14 protein-coding genes are annotated in these 17,621 nt (G+C 58.8%); 6 read left to right on the top strand and 8 right to left on the bottom strand.

What is annotated here, in order from left to right:
* Window positions 1-25 precede the first annotated feature (25 nt).
* The 3 genes from ACNPN0_RS11340 to lipB form a co-directional block, all read right to left on the bottom strand.
* The gene (locus ACNPN0_RS11340) at window positions 26-775 is read right to left on the bottom strand and encodes a DUF4191 domain-containing protein (protein WP_105656779.1); all 750 of its coding nucleotides are present in this window, start codon (window positions 773-775) and stop codon (window positions 26-28) included.
* Window positions 776-941: 166 nt separating this feature from the next.
* Window positions 942-1,940 carry a lipoyl synthase gene (lipA, locus tag ACNPN0_RS11335; protein WP_105656778.1) on the bottom strand — a complete coding sequence of 333 codons (999 nt, stop codon included), beginning with the start codon at window positions 1,938-1,940 and terminating at the stop codon, window positions 942-944.
* Between the two features lie 34 nt (window positions 1,941-1,974).
* Window positions 1,975-2,649 (bottom strand): lipoyl(octanoyl) transferase LipB, encoded by a 675-nt coding sequence (gene lipB / locus ACNPN0_RS11330; RefSeq protein ID WP_286134117.1) that lies wholly within the window; start codon window positions 2,647-2,649, stop codon window positions 1,975-1,977.
* A gap of 45 nt (window positions 2,650-2,694) precedes the next feature.
* Here lipB and ACNPN0_RS11325 point away from each other — a divergent pair, with 45 nt between their 5' ends.
* Window positions 2,695-4,239 carry a serine/threonine-protein kinase gene (locus tag ACNPN0_RS11325; RefSeq protein ID WP_448938088.1) on the top strand — a complete coding sequence of 515 codons (1,545 nt, stop codon included), beginning with the start codon at window positions 2,695-2,697 and terminating at the stop codon, window positions 4,237-4,239.
* 78 nt (window positions 4,240-4,317) lie between these two features.
* On the opposite strand, the gene ACNPN0_RS11320 is transcribed toward ACNPN0_RS11325, so the two are convergent.
* The 4 genes from ACNPN0_RS11320 to ACNPN0_RS11305 all read right to left on the bottom strand — a co-directional run bounded on the left by ACNPN0_RS11320 (window position 4,318) and on the right by ACNPN0_RS11305 (window position 9,781).
* Window positions 4,318-4,668 carry a hypothetical protein gene (locus tag ACNPN0_RS11320; RefSeq protein WP_105656775.1) on the bottom strand — a complete coding sequence of 117 codons (351 nt, stop codon included), beginning with the start codon at window positions 4,666-4,668 and terminating at the stop codon, window positions 4,318-4,320.
* Between the two features lie 111 nt (window positions 4,669-4,779).
* The gene (gene sucB / locus ACNPN0_RS11315; protein WP_448938087.1) at window positions 4,780-6,486 is read right to left on the bottom strand and encodes a 2-oxoglutarate dehydrogenase, E2 component, dihydrolipoamide succinyltransferase; all 1,707 of its coding nucleotides are present in this window, start codon (window positions 6,484-6,486) and stop codon (window positions 4,780-4,782) included.
* Window positions 6,487-6,603: 117 nt separating this feature from the next.
* On the bottom strand, window positions 6,604-7,983 hold the full coding sequence (lpdA, locus tag ACNPN0_RS11310) for a dihydrolipoyl dehydrogenase (RefSeq protein WP_105656773.1): 1,380 nt from the start codon (window positions 7,981-7,983) through the stop codon (window positions 6,604-6,606).
* A 283-nt stretch (window positions 7,984-8,266) separates the two neighbouring features.
* Window positions 8,267-9,781 (bottom strand): leucyl aminopeptidase, encoded by a 1,515-nt coding sequence (locus ACNPN0_RS11305; RefSeq protein ID WP_402470849.1) that lies wholly within the window; start codon window positions 9,779-9,781, stop codon window positions 8,267-8,269.
* Window positions 9,782-10,035: 254 nt separating this feature from the next.
* Here ACNPN0_RS11305 and ACNPN0_RS11300 point away from each other — a divergent pair, with 254 nt between their 5' ends.
* The 4 genes from ACNPN0_RS11300 to ACNPN0_RS11285 all read left to right on the top strand — a co-directional run bounded on the left by ACNPN0_RS11300 (window position 10,036) and on the right by ACNPN0_RS11285 (window position 14,912).
* Window positions 10,036-10,998, top strand: a complete 963-nt coding sequence (locus ACNPN0_RS11300; protein WP_332485992.1) for a proteasome assembly chaperone family protein — start codon at window positions 10,036-10,038, stop codon at window positions 10,996-10,998.
* Window positions 10,995-12,257, top strand: a complete 1,263-nt coding sequence (locus ACNPN0_RS11295) for an MFS transporter (protein WP_448938086.1) — start codon at window positions 10,995-10,997, stop codon at window positions 12,255-12,257. The genes ACNPN0_RS11300 and ACNPN0_RS11295 overlap by 4 nt, the downstream gene beginning before the upstream one ends.
* Before the next feature lie 85 nt (window positions 12,258-12,342).
* Window positions 12,343-13,446, top strand: a complete 1,104-nt coding sequence (locus ACNPN0_RS11290) for a DUF4192 family protein (protein WP_105656769.1) — start codon at window positions 12,343-12,345, stop codon at window positions 13,444-13,446.
* A gap of 254 nt (window positions 13,447-13,700) precedes the next feature.
* Entirely contained in the window at window positions 13,701-14,912 is a 1,212-nt protein-coding gene (locus ACNPN0_RS11285; protein ID WP_400288249.1) for an RNA polymerase sigma factor, read from the top strand.
* Between the two features lie 125 nt (window positions 14,913-15,037).
* Here ACNPN0_RS11285 and ACNPN0_RS11280 read toward each other — a convergent pair whose 3' ends face one another.
* Window positions 15,038-15,262 (bottom strand): DUF7455 domain-containing protein, encoded by a 225-nt coding sequence (locus ACNPN0_RS11280; protein ID WP_105656767.1) that lies wholly within the window; start codon window positions 15,260-15,262, stop codon window positions 15,038-15,040.
* Between the two features lie 221 nt (window positions 15,263-15,483).
* Between ACNPN0_RS11280 and ACNPN0_RS11275 the strand changes: the two genes are divergently transcribed.
* Window positions 15,484-17,592, top strand: a complete 2,109-nt coding sequence (locus ACNPN0_RS11275) for a DNA gyrase/topoisomerase IV subunit B (RefSeq protein ID WP_105656859.1) — start codon at window positions 15,484-15,486, stop codon at window positions 17,590-17,592.
* Window positions 17,593-17,621 lie beyond the last annotated feature (29 nt).

The raw sequence follows: 17,621 nt of genomic DNA, 5'->3' as shown, positions 1-17,621 counted from the left end.
GTTGCGGCTTCTTTAGTAGTTGTCTTTAGCGTCCGCGCGTAGCGCGGCGGTTTGGACGGACGCGGTTCGGGTCTACACCCTTGGGGATGGGCAGACGATTCGCGGTCAACGTGCTCAAGCGCTTGTCGATTGCGCTGACTTCCAGCTTCGTAATCGACTTTGGAAGCTTCTTCATTGCCTTGCCGACTTCAGCCAACGGAGTCTGGCCTTCTTCGGAACCAGCGTTGATGATGTGCACGGGAACGTTCGGCAGAACGCGGGCGATGCGCTTGCGCTCGGACGAGGCAAGCTCACGAACCCGGCTCTTTGGACCCTCGGTGACCAGGACGATGCCCGGGCGACCGATACCGAGGAACACCAGATCCTGGTGGCGGTTGTAGGCAACTGGTTCCTGCTTCAGGATCCAGCCGCGACGCAGCACGCTCATGGCGGCGCCGGCAGCGCCGGGGCGGCCCTCAAGCTGCGAGAACGCAGCTTTCTCTGCGCGGCGGGACATCACGAACATTGCAGCAAGGAGCGCCAGCGGGATTGCGATGATCAACATCGTGATCCAGTTTTTGATCAAGAAGCCAATGACCAAGCAGACAGCAATGACGGCCAAGGCTGCCAATGCCATCCACCACACGACCATCGGGTCATTGCGGCGAGTCATCTGGAACACCTGGCCAATTTGCTTCAGGCGGCCCGGTTCTTTGTTCTTCTTCTCAGCTTTTGGTTTACGCGAAAACAAGCCACGCTTAGGCGCGGCTGCGTCGTTGTCGGAGTTTTTGGCCATAGTGCCTTAATTCTACGCGATGAAGTTGATAGTTCTAAGCCGAGCCGGATCGAACACGGCATTTTCAGCTGAATTGCCCATGGACGGGCAGTGGGAAAGCCCCGGAACCCTCGATGGATTCCATCAGGAGTTCCGGGGCCTTAGCCGTGGGGTCCACTGGACCGAGCTACTTGATCAGCGAAGCTGCTTCCTGGCGCGTGTTGCCGGAGGACTCGATATGTGCCAATGCCTCTGGGATTTCGCGGCCCTTCTTGCGCATGGCGCCGGCCCACAGGCGGCCAGCGCGGTAGGAAGAACGGACCAGCGGCCCAGCCATGACTCCGGCAAAGCCGAGTTCTTCGGCTTCCTGCTGAAGCTCCAGGAACTCCTGCGGGGTGACCCAGCGGTCGACTGGCAGATGCAGGTCGGTTGGGCGCAGGTACTGGGTCAAAGTCAGCAGATCGCAGCCTGCCTCATGGAGATCACGCATGGCCTCGGAAATTTCTTCTCGAGTTTCACCCATACCCAGAATCAGGTTGGACTTGGTGATCAAGCCACGCTTGCGGCCATGGGTGATCACATCCATGGAACGCTCGTAACGGAAAGCCGGGCGGATACGCTTGAACAGGCGAGGCACAGTCTCTACGTTGTGGGCGTAGACTTCTGGCTCCGAATCGCAGATGGTATCCAGGTTCTCCGGCTTGCCGCTGAAATCGGGGATCAGCAGCTCTACGCCGGTGCTTGGATTCATCTTGTGGATCTGCCGCACAGTCTCGGCATACAGCCAGGTGCCCTCGTCTTCGAGGTCATCACGGGCAACGCCGGTTACGGTGGCGTAGCGCAGATCCATCTTCTTCACGCTCATGGCCACCTTGAATGGCTCTGAGCGGTCAATTGCCAAGGGCTTGCCGGTGGCGATCTGGCAGAAGTCGCAACGGCGGGTGCACTCTGAGCCGCCGATCAGGAAGGAAGCCTCGCGGTCTTCCCAGCACTCGAAGATGTTCGGGCAGCCTGCTTCTTCGCAGACCGTATGCAGGCCTTCGCTCTGTACGAGATTTTTCAGGCCAACGTATTCAGGGCCAATGCTCAACTTGGCCTTGATCCATTCTGGCTTACGCTCCACAGGTACGGCAGCGTTGCGCTTTTCTACGCGCAGCATACGGCGGCCTTCTGGTTCGACGCTCATTAAACAGCTCTTTCTTTGGTGAGGGCGTGACTGTCTAGACGACTTGAGGGGTGAGCAGACGCTCTATTTCGGTTTGTACGCGGTCAACGACGTCTTCGGGGGTGACGGTACGGCCGAGTTCTTCGGAAATGGTGGTGACACCTGCATCGGAGATGCCGCAGGGGATGATCTGTTCGTAGGCGGAAAGCGCGTTCGAGCAGTTCAATGCGAAACCGTGCATGGTGACACCGTGGTTGATGCGGATGCCGATGGCTGCGATTTTACGGTCCTGAGCGCCGTCTTTGCCCGGTACCCAGACCCCGGAGCGGCCCTTGATCTGGGCCGTTGGAATGCCTAGCTCGCTGACCACGTTAATCAGGGCTTCTTCCAAGGTCTCCACGTAAAGTCGGATTGCGCTGATCTTGCGTAGCTTGACGATGGGGTAGCCAATGAGCTGTCCCGGGCCATGCCAGGTCAACTTTCCACCGCGGTCCACATCCACCACGGGGGTCCCGTCCATCGGGAGATCTTCAGGTTCAGTTCGCTTGCCTGCGGTGTAAACCGCTTCGTGCTCCAGGAACAGGACTTTTGGGGTTTGCGTGTCCGCGGCTACCGCATCATGCAGTTGGATTTGGTAATCCCAAGCTTCCATGTAGGGCACAAATTTTGAGCCTAGTCCGACTCGTTCGAATTCGATCGCCATGACGGCTAGCCTACGCTCTTGAACGATCGGTCGCTAATTCAGAGCCGTCGAACCCATCTGTGGATATCCAGCTTGCAATTTACGATTCTGGGTTACAACGGAGTCATGGATGATTCTACGAATGTTCTAGCGTGGCCGACAAGCCCCGGGCATGTCACGGTAAGGCCGCTAAGTTCCAAGTCACCGTGTAAAGTTTGGCTGATCCGGAGGGAAAGCGACCAGTTGTACCTCACGCTAAAACTTAGCCTGACTATGGAAAACATCACTTCGCTTCGCCAAGAGCAGGTAACGCAGTCAAGGAAATATGTCGTTGATTTCTACGGAACCCTGTCGACACAATTGGGCGAGGGGCTGGTTATGGAATATTGCCCCGGTGGCAGCGTGGCTGATCTTGTGGCAAGTCGAAGCGCCTTTGGCCTGGGGGAGTGCGTGACCGCGCTGGCACCCATCGCCCAGACGCTTTCGGTGATGCATGCGCAGGGCCAACGCCATGGAGACTTATCGCCGGCCAATATATTGCTCACTGCCAAGGGAATGCCGAAGATCATTGACTTCCAGGAATCAGCTTCAGCACGGCAGGCGCTCACCGGCTCCGGTACGCCAGGATTCATGGCCCCTGAAATGCAGGCCGGGGTACGGGAAAGCCAAGTTGGAGAGCAGGACGTGTTTTCGCTGGGCGCCTGCTTGTGGTTTCTCCTATCCGGACGGATTCCCGAAGAGGAACTGATGCGTCCACCGGCAAGCGTGATGTTCCCCGGAATCCCTTCGATCATTCATGAACTGTTGATCGATTCGCTGAATCCAGATCCGCAAGCACGACCGACCGCAGATCAGTTTGTTCGAACGTTGTTCGCAAGCTGTCCGGCAGAGCCCATCAGCTGGGAAGGGCATGTAGCTCCAGAAGCTACTCATCTGATGGAGACCATCCATCCATCCGCGGAACAGAATGCTGCGCACAAGCGCTTCAAGCGCCAGGCCGATACCGCAAGCAGGCAGCGAAGCCCCAGCCGCGATGACTCCTGGCATAGCCATCGATTGCGCCGGACCCCCGGGGCCGTGAAATTGGCCGGTGCCGCAGCACTGGGCTCCTTGGTTATTATCGGGAGCCTCGTGGGCGTCAATCATTTCCGTGCGGCTGTGGCCACCGAAACGACTGCGGCTACGGCAGTACCGTCAGCAGAGCAAAGCTGCAGAATTGAAGACGGGGCGCACGTTCCAGCTTGTGCCTTGAATCGGGACACCGTGATCTCTGCATTCCTCGCGCTTTCAAGAGAGCGCGATGAAGCGATGGGGCAGCTGGCGGGGGAGAAGCTCAAGGGGCTCTACACTTCAGGAGCGGAGCAGCTGCAACGAGATCTCGAAACAATCGATCAGCTTCGGAAAATGGGTTTGGAATTTGCGGGATTGCGCACGAGACTCACGGACGTCACGGTATCGGCGCGTGGGCAGGGGGACTCTGTCATTCTTGCTGCCACTTCTACCCAAGAGGAATACCGCTACGTGGATGCCCGCGGAGCCACGGTTCACGCCGTCCAGACCGCGCAGCCGCAACGCATCGAAGTGGAACTAGTGCTGGAAGACGAGCGCTGGAAAATTGGCAAGGTATTGCGCCGTTAAAAGCGAAACGGCGGGAGGTGCAACCACAGCTTGCTCCAAGCTGATGGTTGCGGCTCCCGCCGTCAATGCTAATGCTGATTAGTTCCAGAGTACCGCGATGGCGATGTTGATCAAGGCCATGCCACCCACGGCGTGAGCGATCCCCGTAGGAACTTCCTCGCCGTTCTTCATCTTCTTCCGGCCAAGGAACGCTGCCACCAAGATAATGATTGCAATCAGCGACTTGATTCCAATCTTCATGTGGTTTGGCGAACCGTCGCCAGCCTCGAGAATACCGACCATGGCCAGACCCGTTACGACCTGAACGATAGCGCCATACCACTGCCATACGGAGACGGTTGGAGTCTTGAAATTAGCAAGCCAGCCGCCGAAGATAGCTGCTGCACCCAAGATATGCACGAAAATCAGGATTGAAAGAAGAATAGTCATGATACTAGCCTAATCTATTTTCGACTGATCGTAGAAAACGCAGAATCGCCCCTGTCGAACCAACGACAGGGGCGATTATCTACCTAGGCTGCGAAAGCGAAAGCTGGATCTTTACAGTCCCAGTTCGCCTTCGAAAGCGCCGCCTTCAAGGCGAGCCTTGACGGTCTGCAGGAAGCGGCCTGCATCGGCACCGTCTACCAGACGGTGATCGTAGGTCAGGCACAGGTACATCATGTGGCGGATGGCAATCGAATCGTTGCCCTCTGCGTCGGTAACGACCATTGGACGCTTCACGATCGCACCGGTGCCCAGGATGGCTACCTGTGGCTGGTTGATGATCGGGGTGTCGAACAGTGCGCCAACCGAACCGATGTTGGTGATCGAGAAGGTGCCACCGGAGAGCTCATCCGGACCGATCTTGTTGCTGCGGGTGCGTGCAGCTACATCAGCGATACGCGAAGCCATGCCAGCCAGGTTCAGATCGCCAGCGTTCGATACAACAGGAACCAGCAGGCCCTTGTCGGTGTCGACTGCGAATGCCAAGTGCTCGGCATTGTGGTAAGTGATCTTCTGGGTCTCTTCGTTGTACTCGGCGTTCAACTTAGGGTGTGCCTTCAGGCCCTCGGCAACAGCCTTGGCGATGAATGGCAAGTAAGTGAGGTTCACGCCGTTGGTGGCCTTGAAGTTGGCCTTTGCCGAAGCACGCAGCTTCACGATGCGGGTCATATCGATCTCGTGGACCTGGGTCAGCTGAGTCGATACGTCCAGGGATTCGCGCATGCGGCGAGCGATGACCTGGCGGATACGTGGAGCCTTCTCCTCGGTGCCGCGCAGCGAGGAAACCTCAACTGCAGGAGCAGCTGGCTTCGCGGCGGCAGGGGCAGGGGCGGCAGCTGGTGCAGCGGCTTCCTGGGCGGCAACAGCGTCCAAGACATCCTGCTTGCGGATGCGACCGCCAACGCCGGTACCCTTCACCGCAGCAATGTCGATGCTGTGCTGGTTAGCCAAGCGGCGGACCAGTGGGGTGACGTAGCCGGACTCATTGGTTGCCTCAGCGGCAGGTGCCTCTTCCTTTGCAGGAGCGGGAGCGGCCGGAGCGGCAGGTGCCTCTTCCTTAGCGGGAGCCGGAGCGGCCGGAGCCTCTTCCTTTGCAGGAGCCGGAGCAGCGGCAGGTGCTTCTTCCTTGGCTGGGGCGGCAGCTGGAGCAGCGCCAGCTGCACCGATAACAGCCAGAACAGCGCCAACTTCAGCGGTCTCATCTTCTGGAACGCGAATTTCCAGCAGGGTACCTGCAACGGGGGAAGGAACTTCGGTGTCAACCTTGTCGGTGGAAACCTCAAGCAGTGGCTCGTCGACGGAGACTTCCTCGCCAACTTCCTTCAGCCAGCGGGTGACGGTACCTTCGGTAACCGACTCGCCCAGAGCTGGAAGGGTCACGTCGGTGCCTGAAGCAGCGCCGGCGGCTGGTGCAGCTGCTGGAGCTTCTTCGGCTGCAGGTGCTGCTGGTGCTTCTTCAGCGGCTGGTTCGGCAGGTGCTTCTTCAGCAGCCGGAGCTGCTGGTGCAGCTTCGCCAGCGCCGGAGCCATCGCCAATGCGAACCAGTGGGGCGCCAACTTCAGCGTCCTCGTCTTCGGCTACGAAGATTTCCTCGATGATGCCGGCAACCGGCGAAGGAACTTCAGTGTCAACCTTGTCGGTGGAAACTTCCACCAACGGCTCGTCTACCTCTACACGGTCGCCGACCTGCTTCAGCCAGCGGGTTACCGTACCTTCGGTAACGCTTTCACCCAGTGCGGGTAGGTTTACGGTTTCAGACATCGTCCCGTATCTCCTTGTTTTATAAAGCTTGAAAAGTGGTGGGAGGCGTTGCCTCCGAGCCTAGTGCATACAGGCAGCGCGTTGAACTAACGCGCTGCCTGTATGACCAAAGCGTGATTAACCGTGCAGCGGGGCGCCGGCCAAAGCCATTGCGGCTTCGCCCAGGGACTCGTTCTGGGTTGGGTGTGCGTGGATCAGCTGCGATACGTCCTCTGGGTAAGCTTCCCAGTTCACGATCAGCTGGGCTTCACCGATCTGCTCGCCAATGCGGCCGCCGATGCCGTGAACGCCAACGATTGGGCCGTTCTTGACGCGAACCATCTTGATGATGCCGCTGGTGCCCAGGATCGAGGACTTGCCATTGCCAGCCAAGTTGTACTCGGTGGTTTCAATCTGGTCGGCACCGAACTTCTCCTTGGCCTTCGGCTCGGAGTAGCCCACGGAAGCGATCTCTGGCTCGCAGAAAGTCACCTTCGGGATGTTGATGTCCTCGACGATGGTTGGCTTCATGCCGTGGATTTCCTCGGCTACGAAGCGGCCATGCTGGTAACCGCGGTGTGCAAGCTGTACGCCTGGAACGATGTCGCCGATTGCGTAGATGTTGCCAACGCCGGTGTGCAGGCGCTCATCGGTGATCACGAAGCCGCGGTCAATGGTGATGCCCTGCTCTTCGAAGCCGAGGCCCTCGGTTACCGGACCGCGACCCACTGCAACCAGAACGATCTCTGCTTCCAGGACCTTGCCGTCAGCCAGGGAGACCTTGGCGCCGTTAGCATCCTGCTCGACCTTCTCGAAGAAGACGCCGGTGTTGAACTTGATGCCGCGCTTCTTGAAAGCGCGCTCCAGGTTCTTGATGATGGCTGGGTCCTCGTTCGGAACCAGCGAAGGCAGGCCCTCGACGATGGTGACGTCGACGCCGAAGGACTTCCATACGGAAGCGAACTCGACACCGATGACGCCGCCGCCGAGCACGATGGCGCTCTTTGGCAGGTCTTCCATGTTCAGTGCTTCGGTGCTGGTCAGTACGCGGCCGCCGATTTCCAGACCCATGGTCTTGGAGGTGGAGCCGGTAGCCAGGATGATGTACTTGCCCTTGTAGACGGTGCCATCAACATCGATGGAATCCTGGGAGACCAGTCGGCCGTTACCGGTGATAACGTTGACCTTCTTCATCTTCAGCAAGCCCTGGAGACCCTTGTGCTTTCCAGCAACAATGTCTTCCTTGTACTTGCGCACGCCAGCCAGGTCGATCGACTCCAGCGAGGAGTTGATGCCGAACTTGGCACCCTCGCGAGCGTTCTCGGCCAGCTCTGCTGCGTGCAGGTAAGCCTTGGTTGGGATGCAGCCGGTGTGCAGGCAGGTGCCGCCCAGCTTTTCCTTCTCGATCAATCCAACGGTGTAGCCCAGCTGGATGGCGCGCAATGCTGCCGAGTATCCAGCGGATCCGCCGCCGAGGATGAGGACATCAAATTCTTGCGTTGCTGCCGAATCGGCCACGTGAACGCTCCCTCGTATTCGCTTAGTGAGGCCGGCTTAGGCCGACCAGGGGATCGGGTGTGGACTTCCTGGAGCGTGACACATGCGGGCGCGCACCATTAATCCACGGTGATGTTTCAAAACTTACCTTAGTACCGTCCAATGGTTGCAGTCACCTTCGGGGCATTAAAAGTCAGGTATGTCTCTTATTTTTAAACTCATCCCGGCATCGTGCAGATAGTTCTGGCGATACCGGGATGAGTTCCAGGACACAGGAACTGCCATTAGTCCTGCGTTGCTGCGGCTAGTTTGCTGCAGCGAGCTGCTCTGCGTAGGCAACCAGGGTGCGTACCTGGGAGCCGGTGCCGTTCTTCGGAGTGTAGCCCCAGGCGCTGCCTTCGTTGAACGCAGGACCAGCGAAGTCGATGTGGGCCCAAGGGATCTTCTTGCCGTCCACTTCACCGACGAACTCTTCGAGGAACACGGCGGCAGTCATCATGCCGCCCATGCGCTCACCGATGTTCGCCAGATCGGCAACCTGCGACTCGATGGACGGGCGCAGCTCCTCCGGAAGCGGCATGGCCCAAGCCAATTCGCCCACCTTGTCCGAGACGGCAACCAAGTCGCTGGCGACCTGCTTGTCGCCCATGACACCTGCGGTGCGCAGGCCCAGGGCCAGCATCTGGGCGCCGGTCAGCGTAGCGATGTCGATCATGACATCCGGCTTCTCCAAGCTGGCAGCTGCCAGGCCATCGGCCATGACCAAGCGGCCTTCGGCGTCGGTATTGAGCACTTCAACGGTCTTGCCGCCGAACATGGTCAGCACATCGCCCGGACGGGTCGAGGCGCCGCCAGGCATGTTTTCTGCCAGGCACAGCCAGGCAGTGACCTTGACATTCAGGCCAAGCTCGGCGACTGCGGCAACGGTCTGGAAAACCGCGGCGGCACCGGACATGTCGGACTTCATGGCGTGCATGCCGGCAGCAGGCTTCAGCGAGGTGCCACCGGTGTCGAAGGTAATGCCCTTGCCGATCAAGGCGATGTGCTTGGCGGCCTTCGACGGCGCGTATTCGATCTTGACCATGCGCGGCTGGCGAACCGAACCGCCGCCAACACCGATCAGGCCGCCGAAGCCGTCCTTGGCAAGGCGCTTCTCGTCGAAAATGGTGACCTTCAGCGGCAGGGGCTTGGAGTGGTCCTTCACTGCTGCGGCGAAGGACTCCGGGTACAGCACGTTGGCTGGGGCGTTGATCAGATCGCGGGTGCCGCGTACTGCGCGGCCCAGGATGGCAGCGCGCTTGAGTACTGCTGGCAGGTCCTTGGACGTCGCTACCGAGGTGACGATCTGGGCTTCGGCCAGTACCGGCTTCTCGCTCTTCTTCGAACGGTGGTTCTCGTAGCGGTAGCTGCCCAGCGCGATGCCTTCTGCGATGGCGGCCACGCGCTCCACGCTGTCAGCAGGCAGGGCGAAAATGGCGCTCTTGGCGTTGCTCAGCTGGCGGGCAGCCGAACCGGCGGCACGGCGCAGCTTCTCCTCGGTCAGATCAGCTAGCTCGTCAACGCCCAGGCCGATGAACTGCAAGGTCTTGGTCTTGGCACCGTCTACCCCTGGCAGCGCGGTGATTTCGTCGGCCTTCCCGGCAACGCCCAAAGCTGAAAGCGACTGCTCCAGGGAAGTGGTGGTTTCGGCGGTGAATGGGGATGCCGCGATGGACACCTTTTCGCCGTTCTTGAGTACACCCAGGATGAGGGTGTCAGCGCTCTTGCGCTTGATGTCGGCGCCAATGGCGCTCAAAGTGAGATCACTGGAGTTGATCACAAAATCATTCCTTCTATGCCTTTGTAGGGTCTAAGGTCGCGACAGCCCCTGTGGTTTTCCGGAACAGGTCATGCCGGCGGGCTGTGCGTCTCCTACCCCAAGGTTATCCGAGGTTCCGCGTCATCGTGCGTTACTTCACAGCGAGCGAAAGCCAAGTAGCGATAAGATGGACCATTGATCTGTACTTGAAGTGCAGTCCCAGCCGATGGTTGCCGCTCCCGCTTTGCCGGATGCCGACCCTGAATGAGGAGAAAATGTCCAAGGAATCGTTGATGACGCTGGTCGCAGACGACTTGGATGACTCGCGCCTTCAAGGTCTTGGCATGTTCGTCTCGCTGAAGAGCATCAGCGATGCCGGGCATAACCATTCGCAGGTCTCCAACGAGCTTTTCGGACGCCTCGACTCGGAGCTCTTCGCCACTTTCGACGCCGATGAGCTGATCGCCTACACCTCCCAGCGCCCGCGGGTCTCTTTCCTGGGTGACCACTTCGCTGGATACCAGGCTCCACGCATGGAGATCTACCTGATGACCGATGAGATGGACCGCAAGTTCTGGTTCCTCACCGGTGTAGAACCCGACTTGAAGTGGGAACGCGTGATCGCGGAACTGCATTCCTTCATTGAAGCCTTCAACGTATCGCTGGTTGTGGGGACCGCATCGTTGCCGATGCCGGTGCCGCATACCCGCCCGGTAGGCGTTACCGCACATGGAAACCGCAAGGATCTGATCGAGAACATCTCGACGTGGAGCCCTACGGTGGAATCGCCAGCAGGTCTGGCCTCGCTGCTCGAAATTCGCCTGAGCGAAGCTGGCCGTGATGTCGTGGGATACTCCCTGCACACCCCGCACTACCTCGCCGAATCCGAGTACCCGGCCGTTGCCGTTGCGACGCTGGAATACGTAGGAGCGGCACTGAAGCTGGCTTTGCCAACGGACAAGCTGCGTGAGGCAGGTCGACTGGTCGACCAGCAGCTAGCCGAACAGCTTGAAACCAATAGCGATGTTCGCCAAATGGTCGACGGATTCGAAGAACGGTTCGATGCGCATGCCAAAGAGCATGAACCGCGCTCGCTGTTGCTGGATGAAGACGAGCAGATGGCGGATGCCGAGGAATTGGGCGCCAGCGCCGAGCATTTCCTTGCGGCCATTGAGAACACTGAAGATTGGTTGAAAAACGGTCACATCGAACCGTTGCCAGGTGATCACGACCAGTGAGCCAGGCCCATCTGAATTCACCAAAGTCGTGGGTTGTCTTCGGCTTCGCAATTCTTGCCTACATTTCTGCAATTTCGCAGCGCACCAGCTTCGGCGTCGCTGGCATCCAAGCCACCGAACGATTTGATGCCAGCGCGCAGATTTTGGCGACCTTCTCCGTCGTGCAGCTGGTTGTCTATGCCGGCGCGCAGGTGCCCGTAGGGCTGCTGCTGGATAAATTCGGTCCGCGCATCCTGATTACCTGCGGCGCCCTGCTGATGGCCGCAGGTCAAGCGTTCCTTGCGATTTCAGTCAACGTCCCCATGGGGTTGGCCGGGCGCGTCATGGTTGGCATGGGCGATGCGATGGTCTTCGTATCGGTGCTCAAGCTGTTGCCCCTATGGTTCTCCGGCTCGCGAATCCCGGTGCTGACCCAGCTCACCGGTACCTTCGGCCAGCTCGGCCAGCTCATCAGCCTCTTTCCTTTCCATATGATCTTGCTGGGCGTCGGCTGGTCCGCGGCGTTCTCGGTCATGTCCGGTTTCGCTTTTGCCACCTTCATCACCACGATCGCTTTCGTGCGCAATGGCAGGACCTGGGAAGGGTCCGGCCAGGGGGAGCAGGAGACCGGCTCGCGGATCGCCCGGGCCTGGAAACAGCCAGGAACCCGTTTGGGGTTCTGGACCCACTTCTCCACGGCATTCATGATCAACACCTTCATGATGACCTGGGGCTATCCTTTCCTTGTCGAAGGCCAAGGCATAGACGGTGCGCTGGCATCGGGCTTGATGGCGGTGTTCGTTGTCGTTTCCATCGTGGTGGGACCGATCCTCGGCGCCCTGACCTCGCGCCATGCCAGCCAGCGTTCCAACTTTGCCCTGGGCATTGTCGGCTCAATCCTGGTGATGTGGGCAGTCGTCCTATTCTGGCCAGGGCAGGCCCCGCTATGGATTCTGGTGCTATTGATGATCGCCATTGCCGCCGGTGGCCCGGCCTCCGTAATCGGCTTCGACTTCGCCCGAACGTTCAACCCGCCGCAGGTGCTGGGAACGGCCACCGGCCTGGTGAACACCGGCGGGTTCATAGGTGCCTTTGTCACGATCTACGCCATCGGATTCATCATGGACATGCTGTATAAGGCCAACGGCTCGGTGGGCGAGCTCTACAATCTTCAGGCCTTCCGCGTGGCCCTGTCAGTCCAGTTCGCCATGGCATTGCTCGGTATGGTGTTCATGGTCGTTGAACGCCGCAAGGCACGCCGCTTCCTCGCCGAGCAGTAAGCCCGCACCGGGGCGATCCGAAAGGTTCTCCACAGCTCGCAGCCTCTGACCTCATGCGCCAAGCGCAGCGTTGCACCGTGGAGCCATGACAACTACACCGGAACGCCACCCTCTCTCGCTGTCCAGTTGCGAGGACATCTTGGCGTATGTGCCCCATGCCCTAGGTTTCTATCCTCAGAATTCGGCCGTGCTGATGCTGATAGACGAGGACCATCTGGAAGCGACCTTGCGAGTTGATCTGCCCGAGGAAAACACGGCTGCAGAGCTTGGGACGTGGACCGCGCAGCTGCTGAGCCTGCTAGAACGAATGCCCCATATCCAAGGGGTGGTTCTGGTGGTCTATGCGCCCGAAGGAACGTCGGCCGGCTCCGGTATTCCCTACGCGGATCTGGTCGCGCAGCTAGAGCAGGGGCTGACAAGCAAAAAGGTCTTGCTGCGTCACAGCTGGTGCCGGCAGGATCGTGTGGTCTGGAACTACGCGACCGATGATTACGCAGAGCCGACGCCCGTGCGCCCGGTGGAAACGAACGAAACGCATTTGTCGTTGGTCTTCGCCGGGTCGGCTCCGTTGGATATTCCATGGGACGGTAGCGGAATCCCGCAATGGCCGCAGGCTGCTGAGATCCTGAAGATCATCTCGAATCAGCAGCACAACGTCGTCAACTGCTTGGAAGCGTGGCTGCAGACCATGGACCTAGCTGAGCCAGAAGCCCGGGCCTGGATTCACGATGAGCATGAGCATGCCGCATTGCTACTGGGTTCCTTGGAAGTGAAAATCGTGCGTGACCTTCTTCCGTACCTGGCTGGTCAAGGACTTGAAGCGTCACTGGATGTGCTGTTCGGCGTGATGCGCGGGGATCGCGAAGCTGCCGCCGCGCCGTTGACCAACTATTTGCTGGGACGTGGTTGGCATGCTCCGGACTGGCAGCGGATTGACCGGTTGTGGCTGGTCGCCAGAGACCTGCTCGGCGTTGCTGAAGGCAACGCGCGGCAGGCCCTGCTGTGCATTCTTGCGTGGATCGAGTGGGCGCGAGGCAGGGGATCCATGGCGTTGTGCCTGTTGGGGCGAGCGGTCGAGGAAAACCCGAATTACGAGCTGGCCAGGCTGCTGCAAAAGCTGATGTCCCATGGAATCATGCCAGAATGGGCGACCGACCAATTGCGGGCATGGCGTGCTAGTTTCAGCTGAGCAGCAACAGCCGGAGTGTCTCAAGTGGTGTCCTGGTGGCAATTCATGGATAATGGGACAACAGACCCGGTTAGGTTCGAATTGCCTATGTCTTGAAATCTCCGGATTTCGGGAACATTAGGCGGGCTTGATGCGTTGATATCAATGTGCCAGCCCTCGGTGTTTAGTCAATGATTAAACGCCATCGGACTTGACAGGGTCATAGTGGTGTTACCGGCAGGTGCATCCGGAACGCATCGTTAGAAAGGTTATTCGTGTCATCTTCTGAGACGAACGCTAATCGCAAAGCAACTGAGGCCGAGGTTGAAGCGGCCGAGGTCGAGGCAGCCGCCCCTGCAGCGAAGAAGCGCGCTACCAAGGCCAAGCCTCGGACTAAAAAGGTCGCTGCTGAAACTGCAGCGCAAGACGAATCAACCGGAGCGTCGGCTGACGCCGATGACGATGTTGAGCAAGGCACCGATTCGAAGGACTCGAAGTCTGAGGATGATTCGAAGGGCTTCACCCTTTCAACCGGTGACGATGATGCTCCACAGCAGCAGGTCATGGTCGCTGGAGCGACCGCTGACCCAGTCAAGGATTACCTGAAGCAGATCGGCAAGGTCGCGCTGCTGAACGCTGAGCAGGAAGTTGACTTGGCTCTGCGCATCGAAGCGGGCCTGTTCGCAACTGACAAGTTGGAAAAGGACGACGGCTCGATGGACCAGCGCTTGCGCTGGGACTATGAGCAGATCATCCACGACGGCAAGATCGCCAAGAACCACTTGCTGGAAGCCAACCTTCGCCTCGTAGTTTCGCTGGCCAAGCGCTACACCGGCCGCGGCATGCTGTTCCTGGACCTGATCCAGGAAGGCAACCTTGGCCTGATCCGTGCAGTGGAGAAATTCGACTACACCAAGGGCTTCAAGTTCTCGACCTACGCCACCTGGTGGATCCGCCAGGCAATTACCCGTGCCATGGCTGACCAGGCACGTACCATTCGTATTCCAGTGCACATGGTTGAAGTCATCAACAAGCTGGCACGTGTCCAGCGCCAGATGCTCCAGGACCTGGGCCGCGAACCAACCCCAGAAGAGCTGGCCAAGGAATTGGACATGACCCCTGAAAAGGTTGTCGAAGTCCAGAAGTATGGTCGCGAACCAATTTCCTTGCACACCCCATTGGGTGAAGACGGCGACTCCGAATTCGGTGACCTCATTGAAGACTCGGAAGCAGTAGTCCCAGCCGATGCAGTTTCGTTCACCTTGTTGCAGGAGCAGCTCCACTCGGTGCTCGACACGCTCTCAGAGCGTGAAGCAGGTGTGGTGGCCATGCGCTTCGGCCTGACCGATGGCCAGCCTAAGACCTTGGATGAAATCGGCAAGGTCTACGGTGTGACTCGTGAACGCATTCGCCAGATCGAGTCCAAGACGATGTCCAAGCTTCGTCACCCATCGCGTTCCCAGGTGCTGCGCGATTACCTAGACTAAGAATCTGAGGATGTGGCCAGTAGTTCATTCATTGAACTGCTGGCCACATTTTTATTTGCCGTTAATGCAAGAAGAAGGTGACCCAGAATTGGGTCACCTTCTCGAATTAGTGGCTGGCAACGAGTTTAGTCGTTGGCGTCCACCTTGGGCTTTTCATAGAGTCGCGAGGACTCATCCTGCCAGACCGAAGTCTGCGGACGCAGTTTCGGTTCTACATCGCGGGCATGGTGAGCGCAGAAGAGCAACTCACCGCCTGTCGAAGCCAGCACGGCTCGCACGTAGGCCTGTGCGCCGCAGCGGTCGCACCGGTCGAGGGCGTTCAGTTCACGACTAGCGGTCGTAGTAGTCATTGCCAGCCTCCTAAAGTTGATGGTTACTCTATACAACCAGCTTGGGCTCCGACTTTATCCCGATTTGCCTGTTCTTTCGCTCACCGCGTAGCGCATGTGGATAAGGTCATAGGAGACCGGCGTGCTGGGCAGCACCGGAAAATAGCGGGTATTCGAACACATTAACGATTAGAATATGGAATAAGACGTACTTTCTCATGCAAGTAGGAGACAACAGCTCAGTGGCTTCATCCGACAATTACAGCGCCCGGCACCTTTCGGTCTTGGAAGGCCTGGAAGCGGTTCGTAAGCGCCCAGGCATGTACATCGGCTCCACCGACTCCCGTGGCTTGATGCATTGCCTCTGGGAGATCATCGATAACTCAGTTGACGAAGCGCTGGGCGGTTTCGGCCAGGCAATTGACGTCATCTTGCACTCTGACGGCTCCGTTGAAGTCCAGGATGACGGCCGCGGCATTCCTGTCGATGTTGAACCCAAGACAGGCTTGAGCGGTTTGGAAGTTGTCTTCACCAAGCTGCACGCCGGCGGCAAGTTCGGTGGTGGCTCCTACAGTGCTTCGGGCGGTCTGCACGGCGTGGGCGCCTCGGTCGTCAACGCCTTGTCGGCCCGTTTGGACGTCGAAGTTGACCGCGGTGGCAAGACCTACGGCCTGCAGTTCCGTCGTGGAGAGCCAGGCAAATTTACCGATAAGGGCCGCAAGAAAGCGGACGCTTCTTTCAAGGCTCATGAGACGGCGACGGCTCCGGGCGTTATCGGCAAAGCCAAGCGGGGCGTGACTGGAACGCGCATTCGCTACTGGGCGGATAACCATATCTTCACCCCGGATGCGAAGTTCTCCTATAAGGATTTGCAGGATCGAGCGCGCCAGACCTCCTTCTTGGTTCCTGGGTTGCGCATCACCCTGCGCGATGAACGTGGATTACCGGATACCCCGGGTGCGGACGGGCCTCATGAGGAAGTGTTCCAGCATGATGGCGGCATCAGCGAGTTCGTCGACTATCTGAGCAGCGACTCGCCGGTCACGGACATCTGGCGTTTCCATGGGAGCGGATCGTTCCATGAAAAGGTTCCGGTCATCGATGGCAGTGGTCGCAGCCATATCGAAGATGTGCAGCGTGTCTGCGAAGTTGACGTCGCGGTGCGTTGGGGAATCGGCTACGAAACCTCGCTGCGCAGCTTCGTGAATATCATTGCGACCCCCAAGGGCGGTACGCATACTGCCGGCTTCGAACAGGCCATGCTCAAGTCCTTCCGCAAGAACGTGGAGGCCAATGCGCGGAAGCTCAAGTTCGGCCAGAAGGACAAGCTGGAGAAGGACGACGTGCTGGCGGGCATGACTGCCGTGCTGACCGTCCGACTGGCAGAGCCGCAGTTCGAAGGGCAGACCAAGGAAATTTTGGGTACACCGCAGGTGCGCCAGATTGTTTCCAAGGTGCTGGAGAAGGCACTCAACGACCGACTGGGATCCAATAAGCGCAACGAGAAGGCTGAAGCGTCCACGCTGCTGGAGAAGGTCGTCAACGAGATGAAATCTCGCGTGTCGGCACGTATGCACAAGGAAACCCAGCGTCGCAAGACCGCTTTGGAGTCTTCTTCGCTGCCAACCAAACTGCTCGATTGCCGCAGCAAGGAAGTTGGAAAGTCTGAACTGTTCATCGTCGAGGGCGACAGCGCATTGGGCACTGCCCGTCTCGCGCGCTCCAGCGAGTACCAGGCGCTGCTGCCAATTCGAGGCAAGATCCTCAACGTGCAAAAAGCCTCGATTTCGGACATGCTCTCGAACGCGGAGTGCGCAGCGATGATCCAGGTGATTGGGGCCGGTTCGGGGCGCAGCTTCGACATTGAGCAAGCCCGATACGGCAAGATCATCTTGATGACTGATGCTGATGTTGACGGTGCGCACATTCGGACATTGCTGTTGACGTTGTTCTATCGCTACATGCGTCCCATGATCGAGCACGGTCGCGTCTATGCAGCGGTTCCGCCGCTGCACCGCATTGAGGTGATCAATCCGGGGTCGAAGCAGAATGAGGTTATCTACACCTACTCTGAGGCGGAAATGACCAAGCTGCTGGCCAACTTGGAGAAGGAAGGCCGACGCTACAAGGAGCCGATCCAGCGCTATAAGGGCCTAGGCGAAATGGACGCGGACCAGCTGGCTGAAACCACCATGGACCTGCGTCATCGTATGCTGCGCCGTGTCGGCATCGAGCATGCGCAGGCAGCCGAGGAGGTCTTTGATCTGCTGATGGGCTCCGACGTAGCGCCTCGCAAGAAGTTCATTATCGACGGCGCCGACGATCTTGAACGAGATCGTATCGACGTCTAGAGCAATGCAAACGGCGAAGTCCCTGGCCC

This window comes from Glutamicibacter sp. AGC84 (assembly GCF_053543575.1).
Note: the sequence above shows the minus strand (reverse complement) of the source record. Positions and strands in the feature narration are given on the sequence as shown.